This window comes from Catenovulum sp. 2E275, from assembly GCF_025515275.1.
In the GTDB taxonomy this organism is placed as follows: domain Bacteria; phylum Pseudomonadota; class Gammaproteobacteria; order Enterobacterales; family Alteromonadaceae; genus Catenovulum.
Genome location: NZ_JAOPFU010000014.1, coordinates 1 through 19,641, shown reverse-complemented (window position 1 = coordinate 19,641; position 19,641 = coordinate 1). Strand labels below are relative to the sequence as shown.

Below are 19,641 nucleotides of genomic sequence, written 5' to 3'. Positions count from 1 at the left end.
GAAAGCAGGCGCTTAATACTCATCTTCATGACAACAGCTTTAGAACAACTACAAAAAATTAGCCCGGAAACGTTTCCGCGCCATGTTGGTATTATCATGGACGGTAATGGTCGTTGGGCAAAACAACAAAATAAACCCCGCACATTTGGTCATAAAGCCGGAGTTGAATCGGTACGTGCAGCCGTTCGATTTGCTCAGCAGCATGGTCTGCAAGTGTTAACTTTATTTGCATTTAGCAGTGAAAACTGGAAAAGACCAGAGCAGGAAGTCTCTGTTTTAATGGAACTTTTTATGCTGGTATTAAGTAAAGAAGTTAAACGCTTAAATAAAAATAATGTCCGTTTAAAAGTGATTGGGGATTTAAGCCGGTTTAGTGCCAGATTACAAAAAAAAATACAGGATGCAGAGTTATTAACTGAACAAAACGATGGTTTAGTTTTAGCGGTAGCAGCCAATTATGGCGGCAAATGGGATATAGTGCAGGCGGTTAATCAATCGTTGGCGAACCATCAAAATAATCAAATCACAGAAGCTCAGATTGAAGAACATTTATCTTTGTCTGAGTTTGCATCATTGGACTTAATCATCCGAACTGGCGGTGAGCAGCGGATCAGTAACTTTTTACTGTGGCAAGCAGCTTACGCTGAGTTTTATTTTACTGATGATTTATGGCCTAACTTCAGAGAAGAAAATTTTGCCAAAGCACTTTTGTGTTTTGTAAATCGGCAGCGTCGATTTGGACTGACAGGGGATCAGGTTGAAAACGCTAAAAACTAATCAAATATCAAAATCAAGCACGTTAAAAAAACGCATATTAACCGCTTTGATTTTATTACCTCTGGCGTTAATTGCGATTTTTGAGTTGCCATTAATTCCTTTTGCTATTTTTACTGCGATTGTGATGAGCATTGGTGCTTGGGAATGGGGGCCTTTTATTGGCTTTTGCAATAAGCGCCGCCGAGTTGTATTAATGGGGGCTTTAGTTGGCTCTATGTTTGGTTTTGCCAAATTGTCTGGGTTGATTGATTATGGCCAGATTAATTTATACCAGCCGCAGGTGGAAACCGCTTTGTGGATTTCACTGGCATGGTGGGCGCTGGCATTATTGTTAGTGGTTACCTATCCAAAATCGTCTCGTTACTGGCGTGGATTGCGTTGGATTAAAGGTTTATTCGGCTTATTTACCTTATTACCGGCTTGGCTTGCCATTAATATCATTCGAGCCAATCAATATGAACTGGATGTGCAAAACGGCGCTTGGTTATTATTGTATGTATTTGCTTTAGTATGGGCGGCTGATATTGGGGCTTATTTTGCTGGTAAAGCATTTGGGAAACGTAAACTTATGCCAAATGTCAGCCCGGGTAAAACGCTCGAAGGTTTTGCTGGCGGAGTAGTTGCCAGTACCACTTTGATTTTTTTAGCATTACAAACCCCCTTGTTTGTTGGTCATAACGGGTTAGAAGTGGTTTTAATTTCTTTGGCTGTTGTATTTAGCTCTGTGTTAGGTGATTTATTAGAAAGCATGCTAAAACGTCAGGCAGGGATTAAGGATAGTGGTACGATTTTACCGGGACATGGTGGTGTTTTAGATCGTATTGATAGTTTAACCGCAGCATTACCTGTATTTGCTTGCCTTTATTTTTATTTGGTTTAAATGAAAAAATTAGCAGTTTTAGGTTCAACCGGTTCAATTGGTCAAAGTACATTAGAAGTTGTCAGACAAAACCCTGACAACTTTTCTGTTTTTGCGCTAGCAGCTTACTCTAAAGTTGAGATTATTTTTCAGCAATGTTTAGAATTTAAACCAACTTATGTTGTATTAATCGAGCCTCAAGCCGCGAGCGAACTGACTCAAATGTTAACTTTGGCAAATTCAGTGACTCAGGTTTTAGTTGGCGCAAGTGAATTAGATCAACTGGTTGCTGTGGCTGAGATTGATGTCGTTGTGGCAGCTATTGTGGGAGGCGCAGGACTATCGTCTACTTTGGCAGCAGCGCGTGCCGGTAAAACTATTTTATTAGCCAATAAAGAAGCTTTGGTTATGTCTGGCCAGATATTTATTGATCAGGTTAAACAAAATAATGCCAAGTTATTACCGGTAGACAGTGAACACAACGCTATTTTTCAAAGTTTACCGCTTGATTATCAAACCGATTATCTTCAGCAGCAAATCACCGATTTTGGGGTTCACTCCATTATTTTAACTGGCTCTGGCGGCCCGTTTTTAAATACTCCACTGACCGAGTTAGCAACCAAAACACCTGCGCAAGCATGTAAGCATCCAAACTGGTCAATGGGACAGAAAATATCGGTTGATTCTGCAACCATGATGAATAAAGGCTTGGAATTAATTGAGGCTTGCTGGTTATTTGGTGTTGAGCCTGATTTTATTGAGGTATTAATTCACCCACAATCCGTTATTCATTCAATGGTACGTTATATCGACGGCTCAATTATGGCACAGCTTGGCGCGCCGGATATGAAAACGCCAATTGCACATTGTTTAGGTTTCCCTGAGCGTATTTATTCTGGCAGTGAACATTTTGATTTTGTTAAAGCAGGGCAGTTTGAATTTCAAGCGCCGGACTTTAATCGTTTCCCCAATTTAAAATTAGCTCAAATTGCGTTTAAAGCAGGGCAAGAAATGACTACAGTATTAAATGCAGCTAATGAGATTCATGTTGAAGCATTTTTAAATAACCAAATTAAATTTACTCAAATTGCAGAGCTGAACCAGACTGTGATGGAAAAGCTCCAGCCGAACAAAGCAACTGATTTAGCCAGTATTTTTGCCATTGATCAAGAAGCTCGCGCCGTTGCAACCGCCGGAGTTGCTCGATGAGTGCAATCTGGAATTTAATCGCTTTTATTGTTGCCATTGGCATTTTAGTGACAATACATGAATATGGTCATTATATTGTTGCGCGCTGGTGTAAAGTGAAAGTGCTTAAATTTTCAATTGGTTTTGGTAAAAGTTTATATAGCTGGCGCAATAAACATAATACCGAGTTCAGCATTGCCGCGATTCCTTTAGGCGGTTATGTTCGGATGTTAGACAGCCGCATGGATGAGGTTTCAGAGTCAGATAAATCCGTTGCTTTTGATCACAAGCCTGTTAGCCAGCGAATCGCAGTGGTTGCCGCCGGACCTTTATTTAATTTATTGTTTGCTGTATTCGCTTTATGGGCAATGTTATTAATTGGCACGCCAGAGGTTAAACCTGTGGTTGGCTCTGTTATTACAGATTCACCAGTCGCAACAGCAAATATTGAGGCAGGTGATGAGATTATCGCTGTTAATCAGCAGCGAACTCAAACTTGGCAAGCTGTTAATATTGAATTAATGGATGCTTTAGGTGATGATCATCTCACTTTAACTATTCAACCTAAATCACAAAGCTATCAGCTTGAAAAACAAGTTAATTTAGCAAGCTGGCAAGTTGATCCAAGTGAGGGGGATTTAATTGAAGCTTTGGGGATTATGATATATCGCCCCAAAATTTTAGCTGAAATAGCAAAAGTTGAAGAAAATTCACCGGCAAGTTTAGCAAATCTGCAACAAGGTGATATTATTTTGCAGTTTGCCGGACAAGATTATGACTGGATTACCATGTCGCAGTGGATTCGCCAGCATGCGAATCAAGAGTTAGCTTTGTTGATTGAAAGAGATAATCAGCAACTGGAACTTTCAGTTAAGTTAGGCGTCAGAGAACAAGGCTCGCAAACCTATGGTTATTTAGGTGTTGCGCCTAAATTGGAAAGCTGGCCTCAGTCACACAGATTTGAGTTAAGGTATGGGTTAGTTGAAGGATTAACTCAGGCGAGTATTCAAACCTGGCGTTTGATCGAATTAAGCTTTTCCATGGTAGGAAAACTAATTACAGGTGATGTTTCGTACAAATCACTGAGTGGTCCAATTTCGATTGCGCAGGGTGCCGGGCAATCAGCCGGACTTGGAATTGCATACTTTTTAAGCTTTTTGGCGCTAATTAGTGTTAATTTGGGAATTATTAACCTTTTACCACTCCCGGTACTTGATGGCGGGCATTTAGTTTATTACCTTATAGAGTTTGTAACAGGCCGAGCTGTACCGGAAAAGGTACAAGAAGTTGGATTTAGAATTGGGGTAATCATCATTTTTAGTTTGATGAGCATTGCCATAGTTAACGATTTATCTCGTTGGTAAGATAAAGAAGTTTGAGTTTCGAATGACAATAAAAAGATCAGTATTAGCATCGGCAATTGCCTTAGGGTTTTCAGGTCAAGCATCTGCAATTGAAGATTTTATCATTGAAGACATTCAGGTTAATGGCTTACAACGTGTTGCTTTGGGGGCATCATTAACTTATATCCCGGTACAGGTGGGAGATAATTTAAATGACTTTCGTTTAACCCAAACCATTAAGTCGCTGTATTCTTCAGGCCATTTTGACAATATTGAAGCTTATCGTGATGGTAATGCTTTAATTATCAAAGTATCTGAGCGCCCAACCATTGCTGAAATTGAGTTTGATGGCAACAAAGACGTAAAAGAAGAACAATTACAAACTAACTTGGATGATCAAAATATTCGGGTTGGTGAGCCATTAGATAAAACGACATTAACTCAGTTAGAAAAAGGCTTGGAAGATTTTTACCAGAGTATTGGTAAATATAACGCGTCAGTTACTGCAAAAATTAGTCATTTACCGCGTAACCGAATTAAATTAACTTTTGAATTTGTTGAAGGTAAAGCCGCTAAAGTTAAACAAATTAATATTGTTGGTAATGAACTTTACACCGATGAAAAATTATTAAGTTTGTTTGAATCTAAATACGATTTACCTTGGTGGCAGTTTTTATCTAACGACAGATACCAAAAACAAACCTTTTCTGGTGATATTGAAAAGTTAGAAAGTTTTTATAAAGACCAAGGTTATATTCGCTTTAGTGTCGATTCGAGTCAGGTTGCTCTAACACCAAATAAAGAACAGGTTTATGTCACGCTGAATGTAAAAGAAGGTGAAAAATATAAACTTAAAGATGTGAGCTTTATTGGTGATTTAGTTGGTTTAGATAAAGCCATTGAAGCCATTGTTCCGCTTAAAAGTGGTGATTTTTATAGTGCGGCAGCCGTTACTTACAGTGAAGAAACCATCACCAATTATTTAGGTGCGTTTGGTTATGCTTACCCTGAGGTAAAAACGATTCCGGATATTAATGATGAAACTAAAGAAGTTTCATTAACTATGTCGGTTACGCCAGGTAAACGCATTAATGTGCGCAGAATTAACTTTGTTGGTAACTCGGTGACTGACGATGAAGTATTACGCCGTGAGCTTCGTCAGTTTGAAGGGAGTTGGTTATCTAACCGGATGTTAGAAGCGTCAAAAGCACGTATCGCCCGTTTACCTTATGTCGAAAAAGTCGAATTTGAAACTATCCAGCTTGCAAATGAGCCGGATCAGGTTGATGTTGTCTTTAATGTCACAGAAAGACCATCCGGTTCATTTACCGCCGGTGTCGGTTATGGTGACTTAACTGGTTTAAGTTTACAGCTTGGTGTTCAACAGGAAAACTTTTTAGGGACAGGTAATAGCGTGGGTATTAGTGTTAATACTTATAGTTATTCAAAACAAGTTAGTTTAAGTTTTACTGATCCGTATTTTACTGTAGATGGCGTAAGTTTAGGTGGCTCAATTGGCTATAGCGAAATTAACTATGGTAACAGCTACTCTAACTCAGAAGATTATGAGTTAAGCCGAATCTCAACCCGTTTAACTTTAGGTTACCCGCTTAATGAAACTAGCCGAATTAGTTATGGCGTGGGTTATTTACATAACGAAATGTCAAACTTTTCTCAGCCTTCTGAGCAAATGCGCGACTTTTATACTGTCTACTCTGATCCGGAAGATAAACAAAATCAGTTAATTTTTGATAACTATGAGCTGAGCGTTAACTGGATGCGTTCAACTTTAAACCGTGGTTTATTTCCAACCGCGGGCTCTAGCCAAAATGTTGGTATGAAAGTAGCCATTCCTGGCTCTGATGCACAATTTTATAAATTCACTGCAGAAGACAGACATTATTTCCCGTTATCTCGTGACCACCGCTGGGTATTTATGACCAAAGCATCGTTTGGTTATGCAAACGGTTATGGCTCGTTTGACGGTAATGATTATATTTTACCAATCTGGGAATTATTCCGTGCTGGTGGTTCGTCAACTATGCGTGGTTTTGAAAACAACGTCGTTGGTCCAAAACTATTTTATCGCCAATCAACAACAGGAATTGGTGTACCGGATGCATCTGGTGAAACCGGTGAAGTCTTGTTAGGGCCAGAGTTCGATACCATCACCAAATACACCCGTGGTGGCAGTGCTGCGATTTCAAACGGTGGTAATGCACAAGCACTGGCAACCCTTGAATTGATTTTCCCAATCCCGTTCACCGAAGAAGAATCAACTTCAATCCGACCTAGTGTCTTTATGGATATTGGTAACGTGTGGGATACAGAGTTTGATTATGAAAGATACGGCAATCTTTCTCTAACAGAGTTAAATAAGCTGGATGATTATTCAGATCCAACTCGCTATCGCGCTTCTGCCGGTATGTCTGTACAATGGATATCACCTATGGGGCCGATTGTATTTAGTTTTTCAAGACCATTAAAACGGTTTGACGACGACGATACAAAATTCTTCAGTTTTAACATAGGCCAAACCTTTTAATATTTTAGGAGTAATAAATGAGAACTTATAAAAAGGCCGCTGCACTATTATTAGCACTGGCAACCGGGGCATTTTCACTACAAGCACAAGCAGAAAAAATTGGGGTAATTGATGTACAGGCTGTATTTCAGCAATTACCTCAAGCTGCAGCAATTGAAAGTAGTATTAATGCTGAATTTAAAGACAGAATAGAAGAAGTACAACGCTTACAAACAGATATTAAATACTATATTGATAAACAGCAGCGCGAAAGCACCACTATGGGTGACAAAGAGAAAAAAGAACTTGAAGGCAAGTTACGTGCATTAAGTGCTGAGTATCAAGAAAAAGCTAAGCCATTAGAAACTGAATTGCGTCGCCGTAAAGCAGAAGAGCAAAACCGTTTATTAGGTATGATCAAAGACTCAGTTGATAAAATTGGTAAAGCTGAAAAATATGACATTATTTTGCAAAGTACAGCTGTGGTTTATTTAAATAACGAAGCTGACAACCTTTCACAAAAAGTCATTGAAACAGTTAGTAAGATGAAATAACAATGGCTGCGTTTAAACTCTCTGAGTTAGCTCAGCAGGTTGAGGCTGACTTTGTTGGAGATGGCGACCAGATAATTAAAGCTGTTGGTAGTATTGATGATGCTACCGAACAGCAAATTACCTTTTTAACTAATAGTCGTTATCGCGATGCTTTAGAGCAAACTAAAGCTGGTGCAGTTATTTTACGTGCAGAAGATGCACAAGGGTTTAGCGGCAATCATATTTTGTCAAAAAATCCGTATTTAACTTATGCACGAATTGCACAATTGTTAGATCCAACCCCAGCTACAGCCGATAAACTGAGCGAAAAAGCGCATATTGACACTAGTGCAAAAGTGGCAAGTTCAGCAAAAATTGCCGCTTTTGCAGTGGTTTCTCAAGGTGCTGTAATTGGCGAAAATTGCCAAATTGGCGCAAATTGTTTTATCGGGGAAAATGTTGTTTTAGGCGACGGCTGTAAGCTTTATCCTAATACCGTTTTGTATCACAATGTTGTGCTAGGTAAACAGTGTATTATTCATGCCGGTGCTGTAATTGGTTCTGACGGTTTTGGTTTTGCACCTGATCAAGGACAATGGATTAAAATACCACAAGTAGGCACAGTTATTTTAGGCGATGATGTTGAAATTGGTGCGAATGTTACCATCGACAGAGGCGCAATACACAATACCGTGATTAAATCCGGCGTTAAAATTGATAACTTGGTTCACATTGCACACAATGTTGAATTAGGTGAAAACACAGCTTTAGCGGCAGGCACAAAAATAGCGGGCAGTACAAAAGTGGGTCAACGTTGTACATTTGCTGGCAATGTCTCTGTTAATGGTCATATCGAAATTGGTAATGATGTTCACTTTACTGGTACCAGTATGGTCACATCTTCTTTTAAACAAGCTGGGGTTTATTCTTCGGGTATTCCGGCGGTTGAAAATAAAGAATGGCGAAAAAACACAGCTAAACTTCGCCGAATAGATACCTTGTACGATAAAGTAAAGCAGCTTGAAGCTGAATTAAAAGCATTACAACAAGATTAATTTTAAACGTCGCATCATGGTGCATAGCTATGTATAATGCGCGTAAAAGAACAATGATTAAACAGGAAGCATCACTTTGAGCAACGAAATCAATCCGATCGATATTCAGGAAATTTTCACTTTATTACCTCACAGATATCCATTTTTGTTAATTGATAGAGTGATTGATTATAAGCCGCTTGATTATTTACATGGTTATAAAAATATCACAGTAAATGAGCCTATTTTTACCGGTCATTTTCCTGGTAAACCTATTTTTCCAGGTGTGTTAATTGTTGAAGCGATGGCACAAGCTACCGGTGTTTTAGGGTTTAAATCAATGCAGGCTGCTGAAACTCAATCTTCAGACAAAGAAGAGTTATATTTATTAGCTGGTATCGACAATGTTCGTTTTAAAACGCCTGTTACACCGGGTGACCAGTTGCATTTACACGCTAAATTTTTAAAAGAGCGTAAAGGCATTTGGAAATTTGATTGCCATGCCGAAGTTGATAACAAAATTGTTTGTTCTGCTGAAATTACCTGTGCAAGACGAGTAATGTAAAGGTGACACAGATGATCCATCCAAGCGCGATAATCGACCCGAGTGCCAAATTAGGTAACAATGTACAAGTTGGTCCATGGACATGGATTGGTGCCGATGTTGAGATTGGAGATGGAACTGTTATTGGCTCGCATGCGGTTATTAAAGGCCCGACTCAAATTGGAAAAAACAACCGTATTTTCCAATTTGCTTCTATTGGTGAAGAATGTCAGGATAAAAAATATGCTGGTGAGCCAACTCGTTTAGTGATTGGTGACAATAACGTTATTCGTGAATCTGTTACTATTCATCGCGGCACAATTCAAGATAATAGCTTAACTCAAATTGGCAATAATAATTTGTTGATGGCTTATGTGCATGTTGCTCACGACTGTATAGTTGGTAATGATAATATTTTAGCCAACAACGCAACACTGGCTGGGCATGTCCACGTGGGTGATTATGCTATTTTAGGCGGTTTTACAGGTGTGCATCAGTTTTGTAAAATCGGTAGCTATTCGTTTTGTGGGGTAGGGTCAGTGGTTGTTAAAGATGTACTGCCTTATTTAATGGTAGCTGGCCAAAATGCGGTACCACACGGGATGAACTTTGAAGGGTTAAAACGCCGTGGGTTCAGCAAAGAGGCGATTTTAGAGCTACGCCGTGCCTATAAAACCATTTACCGTAATGGCTTAACGTTAGCAGATGCAACTGCTGAACTTAAAACCGTTGCAGATAAAGAACCGGCCATCCAATTATTAGTTGAATTTATCGAAGCCTCAGAACGCGGCATTATTCGTTAATCATGACTCAAAAACAGTTGAAAATTGCCATTGTTGCCGGTGAAAAATCCGGTGACATTTTAGCGGCTAATTTGATACAAACGCTGACTGCAAGACTGAATCAAGCTGGGATCTCTGTTGCTTTTGAAGGTGTTGCTGGGCCGTTAATGCAAGCTCAAGGCTGTCAAACATTGTTTGATATGGAAGAGCTGGCAGTGATGGGCTTAGTTGAAGTTTTAGGCCGCTTACCTCGTTTATTATCTATTCGTAAACAACTTAAAAACCACTGGATTCAAAATCCGCCAGATTTAATGATTGGTGTAGATGCACCAGATTTTAACCTAACCCTTGAAAAGCATTTAAAACAAGCCGGTATTAAAACTGTTCATTATGTTAGTCCGTCCATTTGGGCATGGCGACAAAAACGTGTTTTTAAAGTAAAAGCGGCGGCAGATTTAGTATTAGCCTTATTGCCATTTGAAAAAGCTTTTTATGATAAGTTTGATGTACCGTGCCGATTTGTTGGTCATACTCTAGCAGATCAAATTCCACTGCAAAATGATGAACTGGCAGCTAAACAAGCACTTGGCTTAAATCCAGAACAAGAATATATCGCGGTATTACCGGGCAGCAGGCGCAGCGAAGTTGAGCTGTTATCTCCTGTATTTGCTCAAACCTGTGCTTTGCTTAACCAAAAATATCCTCACTTTAAATTTATTACTGCTTGTGTCAATGACAAGCGAAAAGCAGAATTACAAGCCGCAATGGCCGAGTTTGCGCCAGATGTTGAACTGATTTATGTGGATAATCAGTCGCGTGATGTGATGGCGGCCAGCAAAGCAATTATGATTGCATCCGGCACTGCAACATTAGAGGCTGCTTTAATAAAACGGCCAATGGTTGCTTGTTATAAATTTAAAGCTTTGTCTTATTTTATTTTTAAACGCATGGTGAAAGTTAAATTCTTTTCTTTACCTAACTTGGTAGCCGATCAAGCTGTGATCCCAGAATTATTACAGGATCAACTTACACCTCAAAGTTTATTAGCCGCAATCGAAAGCGTGCTTAAGCACAGCGAACAAATGCAGCAGTCATTCACTGAAATTCATCAAACATTAAAACAAAATGCAGGTGAACAGGCTGCACAAGCAATAGAAGAACTCTTAAATGCAAATTGATTTTGACTTTGAAGCCGAGCAGAAAACCCGCATTATTGCGGGTGTAGATGAAGTAGGTCGCGGACCTTTAGTTGGTTGTGTAGTTGCAGCAGCGGTCATTTTAGATCCAAATAATCCGATTATTGGTTTACGCGACTCAAAAAAGTTAAGTGAAAAAAAACGTGCCGCGTTTGAAATTGAAATTAAACAAAAAGCTTTAGCTTGGGCAATTGGTACGGCAACGCCGCTTGAGATTGATCAAATTAATATTTTGCAAGCAAGCTTTTTAGCGATGAAACGGGCAATTGAAGGGCTTAAAATAACGCCACAACTTGCGTTAATTGATGGTAATAAAGTGCCACAAGTTAGTATTCCGTGTCAGGCCATTATTAAAGGCGATGATTTAATTCCGGCTATCAGTGCAGCTTCTATTTTGGCTAAAGAATATCGTGACCGTGAAATGTTTGCATTAGCCGAGCAATTTCCGCAATACGGATTTGAAAAACACAAGGGTTATCCTACGGCGGCGCATCTTGCATTATTAGCCGAGCATGGTGTAATTTCTGCATACCGTAAAAGCTTTAAACCTGTGAAAAAATTATTAGAGAGTCAGGACTAATGACCGATCCTAAGTTTATTCATTTAAGAGTTCATTCCGATTTTTCAATGGTGGATGGTTTAGCCAAAATTAAACCTATTGTTGGCAAAATTGAAGAATTACAAATGCCGGCGGTTGCGATTACCGATCAGGGGAACTTATGTGGCCTAGTGCGATTTTATGGCGCTGCTAATGGCACCGGCATTAAACCGATTGTGGGTGCTGATTTTTGGGTTAAAAGTGATGAACTTGGCGATGAGCTGTTTCGTTTGGTTATACTGGCAAAAAATAATGAAGGTTATAAAAACCTGACATTATTGATTTCAAAAGCTTATTTACGAGGTTCAGTACAGGATAAACCGGTTATTGATAAAAACTGGTTAGTTGAGCATAAAGCCGGATTAATTTTATTATCCGGTGGCCGCGAAGGGGACTTAGGTTTAGCCCTAATTAAAGGCAACCAGCGGATGGCTCGCTCCATTACTGAGTTCTATCAAACTCATTTCGCTGACCATTTTTACCTTGAGCTATTACGTACCGGCCGTGAAAACGAAGAAGAATATCTTCACATGGCGATAGATTGGGCGGCTGAACATGATTTACCTGTGGTTGCGACCAATGAGGTTTGCTTTTTAAAAGCTGATGATTTTGCGGCGCATGAAATCAGGGTTGCGATTCACGACGGGTATACACTCGAAGATAAACGCAGACCTAAACGTTATTCCAATCAACAGTATTTACGCACAGAAGATGAAATGTGCGAGCTTTTTAAAGATGTTCCTGAAGCATTAACCAACTCAGTGGAAATTGCCAAACGTTGTAATGTCACTATACGTTTAGGCGAATATTTTTTACCAAACTTTCCAACCGGCGGCATGTCGACCGAAGATTATTTGGTGAAAGTGTCACAAGAAGGTTTAGAAGAGCGTTTAGTCTTTTTATTTCCTGATCCGAGTGAACGTGCCGAAAAGCGCGCTGAATATGATGAACGTTTAAAAATAGAGCTGGATTGTATTAACCAAATGGGTTTCCCTGGCTACTTTTTAATCGTAATGGAATTTATTCAGTGGAGTAAAGATAATAACATTCCGGTTGGACCAGGACGGGGTTCGGGTGCTGGTTCTTTAGTCGCTTATGCGCTTAAAATTACCGACTTAGACCCGCTAGAATTTGACCTACTATTTGAACGTTTCTTAAACCCTGAGCGGGTTTCAATGCCAGATTTTGACGTCGATTTTTGTATGGACAGACGAGATGAGGTCATTGATCACGTTGCACAAATGTATGGTCGGGATGCCGTATCTCAGATTATTACCTTTGGTACTATGGCTGCAAAAGCCGTGGTACGTGATGTAGGTCGGGTATTAGGCCATCCCTTTGGATTTGTTGACCGGATTTCAAAATTAATACCGGGCGATCCGGGGATGACGCTAGCCAAAGCATTTGATGTTGAGCCAAGGTTACCCGAATTATACGATGCCGATGAAGAAGTTCGCTCACTGATCGATATGGCGCGAATTTTAGAAGGTACAACCCGTAATGCCGGTAAACATGCCGGTGGTGTTGTTATTTCGCCAACGACAATTACTGATTTTGCGCCTTTATATTGTGATTCAGAAGGCAAGCAGCCGGTTACTCAATTTGATAAAAATGATGTTGAAACCGCAGGTTTAGTTAAGTTCGACTTTTTAGGTTTACGCACATTAACCATCATGCAGTGGGCAATTGATATGGCTAATGTTCGTTTGCAAAAAGAGGGTAAACCTGAAATTGATATTGCCGCTATTGCAACCGATGATAAAAAAAGTTTTGAAACCTTAAAGCGTTATGAAACAACCGCCGTGTTTCAGCTTGAATCGCGCGGGATGAAAGACCTGATAAAACGTCTGCAACCGGATTGTTTTGAAGATATGATAGCTCTAGTGGCGCTGTTTCGTCCCGGGCCGTTGCAATCAGGCATGGTAGATAACTTTATCGACCGTAAACGTGGCCGTGAAGAAATTTCGTATCCAGATGCTCAATATCAGCATGAATGTTTAAAAGAAATTCTTGATCCTACCTACGGGATTATTCTGTATCAAGAACAGGTTATGCAGATTGCACAGGTGATGGCGGGCTATTCACTGGGTGGAGCTGACTTATTACGCCGTGCTATGGGTAAGAAAAAACCCGAAGAAATGGCTAAGCAGCGTAGCACCTTTGAAGACGGCGCTAAAAATAATGGGATAGATCCCGAACTTGCAATGAAAATTTTCGACTTGGTAGAAAAATTTGCAGGTTATGGTTTTAATAAATCTCACTCCGCTGCTTACGCATTAGTTTCATACCAAACTTTATGGATGAAAACCCACTATCCATCTGAATTTATGGCCGCTGTTTTATCGGCCGATATGGATAATACCGATAAAGTGGTGACCTTGGTTGATGAAATTGAGCGGATGAAACTTAAAATTATTCCGCCGGATGTGAATCAGGGGCAATATAAATTTACCGTAAACGAACAAGGGGATGTCGTTTATGGTATTGGCGCGGTAAAAGGGGTTGGTGAAGGCCCGATTGAAGCGATTATTGAAGCGCGTAATCAGGGCGGTACTTTTAAAGATTTATTCGACTTTTGTGCCAGAGTTGACTTAAAGCGAGTTAATCGCCGTGTACTTGAAAAATTAATTCAAGCTGGCGCTATGGATGCGCTTGGACCAAAAGATGTAAAAGGCCCACACCGAGCTGCATTAATGGCAACGCTTGAAGATGCCATGCGCGCTGCCGATCAACACGCTAAAGATCAAATGTCTGGCCAAGGCGATTTATTTGGTTTATTAACCACAGAGCCGGAAGAAGTTGAACAAGCATTTGCCAATGTTGCTAAATGGCCGGAAGAAGTTTGGCTGGAAGGGGAAAGAGAAACCCTAGGTTTATATTTAACGGGTCACCCGATTAATCGTTATCGCAAAGAGCTAAAAAATTATGTTAGCGCACGAATTAACGAGCTTGCACCGACCCGTCGTGACGAAGAAGTTGCTACCGCAGGTTTAATTATTGGCGTTAAAGTCATGGTTAACAAAAAAGGCAGACGCTGGGCAATTTTAACCTTGGATGATAAAAGTGCACGAATTGATGTTAGAATTTTCCCGGATATGTTTGATGAATACGAAGCTTTATTAGTTAAAGATAAAGTGGTGGTTGTTGCTGGTCCAGTAGAGTTTGATGATTTTTCCGGCGGACTCGGAATGACAGCTAAACGCTTACAAGATATTGTGCAATTGCGGGAAAAACACGTAAAATCAGTGGCTGTTAATTTGAATCAACAAAATTTAACAGACAGTACAATTAATCAGCTAAATACAATATTAAGCAAAAAAGATGCTGAAAATAATTATGCGTATAAAGAAGGTGTGACCCCTTTAGTTTTTAACTACACTAGAGACAATGCGCAGGCACAAATTAAAGTTGGTGTGCAATGGTATGTGACACCAAGTGATAGTTTGCTGTATGATCTACGGCAAATTGTTGGAGAAGAACAGGTTTCACTCGTTTATTAGGCTTAATTTGACTCATAAACGACAGATTATTGATTAGCGTTCAGTCCCTAAAATAAACGCTGTTAGGGATAAATTGGACTTTAAAAGGGTAGAAATACATCCATGAGCTTAAGTTTTCTTGAATTTGAACAGCCGATTGCTGACTTAGAAGCAAAAATAGAAGAATTAAAAAACGTTACCAAAAATGGTGGCGAATTAAATATTGATATTGAAGAAGAGATCAATAAACTCAAACAAAAGAGCAAAGATCTGTCTGAAAAAATCTTCTCAAATTTAGGTGCATGGCAAATTGCCCAGTTAGCCCGTCATCCTCAACGCCCTTATACTCAGGATTATATTGACCGTGTATTTACTGAGTTTGATGAACAAGCAGGGGATCGCGCATTTGCTGATGACCCAGCCATTGTTTGTGGGACAGCTCGTTTAGATGATATTCCGGTTGTTGTGATTGGCCATCAAAAAGGCCGTGATACCGCAGAAAAAATTAAACGTAACTTTGGTATGCCACGCCCAGAAGGTTATCGTAAAGCATTACGTTTAATGCAAATGGCTGAACGTTTTAAAATGCCAATTATTACTTTTATTGATACTCCGGGTGCCTATCCGGGTGTTGGTGCTGAAGAGCGTGGCCAAAGTGAAGCCATTGCAAAAAATTTACAGGTTATGGCGCGTTTAACAGTACCCGTTATTTGTACTGTGATTGGTGAAGGTGGTTCTGGTGGCGCACTAGCGATTGGGGTAGGTGATAAAGTGAATATGCTGCAATATAGCACTTATTCTGTTATTTCACCGGAAGGCTGTGCTTCTATTTTATGGAAAAGCGCAGACAAAGCTGAATTAGCAGCCGAGGCTATGGGTATTACAGCTCCACGCTTAAAAGAATTAGGTTTAGTTGATAATATTATCAACGAGCCATTAGGTGGCGCTCACCGTGATTTTGCTTTAATGGCACATAATATGAAACAAACTATTAAAGCACAATTAACCGAGCTACAAGGGCAAGATGACGAAGCATTATTAGCTAACCGTTATCAAAAATTAATGTCGTTTGGTTATTGCTAATTATTTTTAAATTAAAAAATTAATGGCAATATCAGCTAACAAAACCCGCCTGTGCGGGTTTTGTTGTTTTAGAGCTAAACGGTAAATGAAAATGAATATGTTATTAAATAAAACAGAGTTGGATCAGTTGAAACAATTTGCCAGCGAGCAGCGACCTTTAGTGGTTGGGTTAAGCGGCGGAGTAGACTCAATTGTATTGCTGGATTGTTTAATTAAAAATGCTCAACAGCTTGCGCTGCAAATTAATTTGTCCGCGATTCATATTCATCATGGATTAAGTAAAAATGCAGATCACTGGCTGGCATTTTGCCGTGATTTTTGCCAACAACGCAACATTGCTTTTCAGTTTAAAAAGGTCAATTTAAATAAACAAAACCGGCAGAGCCTTGAAGCGCTAGCAAGAGCAGAGCGGTATCAAGCATTTGAACAGTTAACTTTAGATGACAGCGTATTAATTACCGCACAGCATTTAAATGATCAGGCTGAAACGGTGTTACTCCGGTTAAAACGAGGTAGCGGTCCTGCCGGTTTAGGCGCAATGGCAAGGTTAAGAAAGTTAAGTGAATTACCGGTTTTCGGCTCTACTTTAGATAAGGATGAAGCTCAACTTAACACTTACACCGATACCAACAAATTATTATGGCGGCCTTTGTTAAAACAAAATAAAGCCGCAATTTTGGCTTACGCGAAACAGCATCATTTAAGCTGGGTTGAAGATGAAAGTAATTTAAATGATGATTTTGAGCGTAACTTTTTACGCAATCAAGTATTACCCTTAATTGAGACTCGTTGGCCTGAATTTCAAAAGTGTATTGCCAGAAGCGCTGAACTTTGCCAGCAAGAGCAGGATATTTTAAAAGAAGTCGCAATACAGGATCTAGCCTTAGCCCAGTCTAGCAATCCCGAAAACCATGCTCATAAATTAAAAGCGTTAAATCAGCTCGATTTAACGGTTTTAGCTAAGTTGAGCATAGCCAGGCAAACTAATTTGCTGCGATACTGGTTGCAGAGCTTTTCTGAGCCGATGCCATCACAAGCCGTTATTCAGCAAATTTTAACAAATATTGGAACTCACGTAGAGCAGCAGCCTAAAGTTAGCTTGCAGCTTGGTGAGCTTTGGCAATATAAAAATAAACTGTTTTATTTTACTCAGGCGCAAGTTAATGGCTTTGCGACAATCGCCCAAGATATAACGCTAAGCCCAGCAGATTTAATACAAAATAACCAAACTCAGATTAATTTATCAAACGGACAAAACTGTACAATTAACTGGCAACAATTAGGTATTCAAATTAAAGCGGGCGATACCATTAAACTGACATTTAACCCAAGCGTAAAATTAACTTGCAGACCAAAATACCGAAACTGTACAAAAACGATTAAGCAATGTTTACAAGAGTTAGCAGTACCAGTTTGGCTTAGACCGCATATCCCATATTTATGGGTAAATGGTCAATTAAAAGCAGCCATTGGCTATTGGGAGTGTGAATAATGTTATTAATATCAAACTCTGTGTATTGACCAGATAACGAGATTGAGCTTAACTTTGTTCGCACGCAGGGCGCTGGTGGATACAATTATGTATAGATTAATTTTGTTAATTGTCTAATAATACTCTCAAACAATATTATCTCAGCCATTAAAATCAATATCTTTAATACGTAACCTTAGTGCTTTATTAATCCTGAGACCAGCATCAAACAATACAGCAGGCATAGAAGCTTGCTTTTTTGTAAATCTAAAATTTAAATTGTTGGTTTCTTTATTCAGAATATTTTTATAGACGAATATTATTGCGCAAAGAGCTTGATTTTAAGTTGCTGCGCTAACCTATTTATTAACGGCTAAATGAGTTAAGAATCGTTCAATTTCAAAATTTCCCATGTTTTCGGGCGCTTGTAACCATTAAAACGAATGAAATAGTTTATCCAATGCAAATAAGCTTTCTCTGTTTGATAACTGTAATATCGAATTCGCAATTCAGCTTGGATAGATTCTAAAAATGGTTATATACAGGTTTAATTTTAAGATTGATTTTTTGCCAGTACAGTCTCGCTTTCTCCAGAATATTAATGGCTCGCTTTCTACATTTATAATGTTAAGTTATTGATTTAAAATTATTTACTGGTTTGCATAATAGGCTGATTGATTCTCTGTTTCACACATTTATTGGTTTCTACACTAAAAAATATGATTGACTTTAAATTTAAATAGGCTAAGTTTTTGAAATTAATTATTTTTATTTATGGATTCTTTATTCAGCACGTATGTGGAAAGCGAGAATTCATGATAATAAGCTGTTAGGCATGTCTATGCATAAAATCATTATTATCTTAATTTTTTTATTATTTAACGATGAGTCAAGAGCTAATAGTGCTGTTGATAATATACCTAATTATGAGACACATGAGTTTCAGAGAGCACAAGAGCAAAACTATTCTGGTATGGTTTACATTTGCGTAGAGCTTTCAAAGAAAAATAATTACGCTGAAGATGGAGAGGCGCTTCTTGAAAAATTCAGAATAGCTTCAAAAATATCGCCAGAACACTCGGCAAAGATTAGAAAAGACGCTCAGCGTTGGTGGGCAAGTAAGCCTCAAAACATTGATTACAAATTTTTCTGGGACGATATGTGTGAAAAGCCTATGCAGAACATGCGTGATTTTTTTGATCTTTAGTGGTTAAGTGTATTCCAGTTTTGATGTACGGTTTGCCTAACAATCCGCGTCATTCGGGGCCTGCGGCCCCTGCGACGCTCACAAGTTCGCGCGCATGCGCGGGGCGTTAGTTTTTTTTCGATGACCGAGGATATATGAAGAGTCTTCTACTGAAAGCATGGAAAGATCCAGTATGGAGTAAAGTAATTTCAGCTGGGTTAATATTTATTTTTGCAGCTTGTTTTACGTGGATATCTGCTCTTTGGCCTGAAGTAAAAAGCATATTGTTTTATATTTTATCTTTGTTCGTATACGAAGTTGTAATCCCTGTCTGGGCTTTATGCCTAATCGTACCTTTTCTTGTATTACTTATTCCTTTTATTCACTCAAGAATACCTGATCGTGAGCCTGCTTTTATTAACTATAAATCAGATCAAATTTTAGGAATTGATTGGTCGTGGAACTGGTCAAAGCCTAATTATCATAATGACAAATATTCAATCAGGGATCTTCATCCTCGTTGCCCTGATTGTAAATCTAGCCTAGAACTTAACGATTATTCAGGACAACTTGTGCATTGTATTAATGATGATTGCAAGTGGCAGTGGCAACAACAAGGTAATTTTGAAAATAGAATATCTCATTCGTCTATGTTAAATAGTAAGGTTCGGAATATAATTGACCGAAAAATACACAACGGTGAATTCAAAACCTAACAAATTACTTGACGAATAACAATGACACTCACTGTTAAAATTAAATATTTTCAGCTAGTTACTTCTATTTCTTAACTTGCTTTATAGGGTTGTGAATAAATTAATATTTTATATTTTGCTAAATTAATTGTTATCTATCCAATCATTGCACTTATTACTTGAAAGAAAATAACAATGACACTCACTGTTAAAATTAAATATTTTCAGTTAGTTACTTCTATTTCTTAACTTGCTTTATAGGGTTGTGAATAAATTAATGTTTTATATTTTGCTAAATTAATTGTTATCTATCCAATCATTGCACTTATTACTTGAATTCAAGCAGGAA

General features: G+C 38.9%; 17 protein-coding genes. 16 read left to right on the top strand and 1 reads right to left on the bottom strand.

Going from position 1 to position 19,641, the window contains the following annotated elements; all coding sequences use genetic code 11:
• Positions 1–27 precede the first annotated feature (27 nt).
• The 14 genes from uppS to tilS all read left to right on the top strand — a co-directional run bounded on the left by uppS (position 28) and on the right by tilS (position 17,432).
• A complete protein-coding gene (uppS, locus tag N7931_RS08855; RefSeq protein WP_262793466.1) occupies positions 28–777 on the top strand; it encodes a polyprenyl diphosphate synthase in 750 nt (249 codons plus the stop codon).
• Entirely contained in the window at positions 758–1,657 is a 900-nt protein-coding gene (locus N7931_RS08850) for a phosphatidate cytidylyltransferase (RefSeq protein WP_262793465.1), read from the top strand. Before uppS ends, N7931_RS08850 begins: the two co-directional genes overlap by 20 nt.
• Positions 1,658–2,845 carry a 1-deoxy-D-xylulose-5-phosphate reductoisomerase gene (ispC, locus tag N7931_RS08845; RefSeq protein ID WP_262793464.1) on the top strand — a complete coding sequence of 396 codons (1,188 nt, stop codon included), beginning with the start codon at positions 1,658–1,660 and terminating at the stop codon, positions 2,843–2,845.
• Complete coding sequence (rseP, locus tag N7931_RS08840) at positions 2,842–4,188, top strand: sigma E protease regulator RseP (RefSeq protein WP_262793462.1); 1,347 nt, start codon at positions 2,842–2,844, stop codon at positions 4,186–4,188. The genes ispC and rseP overlap by 4 nt, the downstream gene beginning before the upstream one ends.
• Positions 4,189–4,210: 22 nt before the next feature.
• Positions 4,211–6,712 (top strand): outer membrane protein assembly factor BamA, encoded by a 2,502-nt coding sequence (bamA, locus tag N7931_RS08835; RefSeq protein ID WP_262793461.1) that lies wholly within the window; start codon positions 4,211–4,213, stop codon positions 6,710–6,712.
• Between the two features lie 17 nt (positions 6,713–6,729).
• Positions 6,730–7,245 carry an OmpH family outer membrane protein gene (locus N7931_RS08830; protein WP_262793460.1) on the top strand — a complete coding sequence of 172 codons (516 nt, stop codon included), beginning with the start codon at positions 6,730–6,732 and terminating at the stop codon, positions 7,243–7,245.
• A gap of 2 nt (positions 7,246–7,247) precedes the next feature.
• The gene (gene lpxD / locus N7931_RS08825) at positions 7,248–8,279 is read left to right on the top strand and encodes a UDP-3-O-(3-hydroxymyristoyl)glucosamine N-acyltransferase (protein ID WP_262793459.1); all 1,032 of its coding nucleotides are present in this window, start codon (positions 7,248–7,250) and stop codon (positions 8,277–8,279) included.
• A 76-nt stretch (positions 8,280–8,355) separates the two neighbouring features.
• Positions 8,356–8,823, top strand: coding sequence for a 3-hydroxyacyl-ACP dehydratase FabZ (gene fabZ, locus N7931_RS08820; protein WP_262793458.1), 468 nt, complete (start codon positions 8,356–8,358; stop codon positions 8,821–8,823).
• An 11-nt stretch (positions 8,824–8,834) separates the two neighbouring features.
• Positions 8,835–9,605 carry an acyl-ACP--UDP-N-acetylglucosamine O-acyltransferase gene (lpxA, locus tag N7931_RS08815; protein WP_262793457.1) on the top strand — a complete coding sequence of 257 codons (771 nt, stop codon included), beginning with the start codon at positions 8,835–8,837 and terminating at the stop codon, positions 9,603–9,605.
• Between the two features lie 2 nt (positions 9,606–9,607).
• Positions 9,608–10,762: a lipid-A-disaccharide synthase gene (gene lpxB, locus N7931_RS08810; protein WP_262793456.1), complete on the top strand. Its 1,155-nt coding sequence runs from the start codon at positions 9,608–9,610 to the stop codon at positions 10,760–10,762.
• Positions 10,752–11,360 (top strand): ribonuclease HII, encoded by a 609-nt coding sequence (gene rnhB / locus N7931_RS08805; RefSeq protein ID WP_262793454.1) that lies wholly within the window; start codon positions 10,752–10,754, stop codon positions 11,358–11,360. Before lpxB ends, rnhB begins: the two co-directional genes overlap by 11 nt.
• Positions 11,360–14,878: a DNA polymerase III subunit alpha gene (gene dnaE / locus N7931_RS08800; protein WP_262793452.1), complete on the top strand. Its 3,519-nt coding sequence runs from the start codon at positions 11,360–11,362 to the stop codon at positions 14,876–14,878. The genes rnhB and dnaE overlap by 1 nt, the downstream gene beginning before the upstream one ends.
• Before the next feature lie 102 nt (positions 14,879–14,980).
• Positions 14,981–15,940, top strand: coding sequence for an acetyl-CoA carboxylase carboxyl transferase subunit alpha (accA, locus tag N7931_RS08795; protein WP_262793451.1), 960 nt, complete (start codon positions 14,981–14,983; stop codon positions 15,938–15,940).
• Positions 15,941–16,031: 91 nt separating this feature from the next.
• Positions 16,032–17,432 carry a tRNA lysidine(34) synthetase TilS gene (gene tilS, locus N7931_RS08790; RefSeq protein WP_262793449.1) on the top strand — a complete coding sequence of 467 codons (1,401 nt, stop codon included), beginning with the start codon at positions 16,032–16,034 and terminating at the stop codon, positions 17,430–17,432.
• Positions 17,433–17,793: 361 nt separating this feature from the next.
• Here tilS and N7931_RS08785 read toward each other — a convergent pair whose 3' ends face one another.
• The gene (locus N7931_RS08785; RefSeq protein ID WP_262793447.1) at positions 17,794–17,919 is read right to left on the bottom strand and encodes a phage integrase N-terminal SAM-like domain-containing protein; all 126 of its coding nucleotides are present in this window, start codon (positions 17,917–17,919) and stop codon (positions 17,794–17,796) included.
• Between the two features lie 333 nt (positions 17,920–18,252).
• Between N7931_RS08785 and N7931_RS08780 the strand changes: the two genes are divergently transcribed.
• On the top strand, positions 18,253–18,618 hold the full coding sequence (locus N7931_RS08780) for a hypothetical protein (RefSeq protein WP_262793446.1): 366 nt from the start codon (positions 18,253–18,255) through the stop codon (positions 18,616–18,618).
• Positions 18,619–18,752: 134 nt separating this feature from the next.
• Entirely contained in the window at positions 18,753–19,313 is a 561-nt protein-coding gene (locus tag N7931_RS08775) for a hypothetical protein (protein ID WP_262793444.1), read from the top strand.
• The last annotated feature ends 328 nt before the right edge of the window (positions 19,314–19,641 follow it).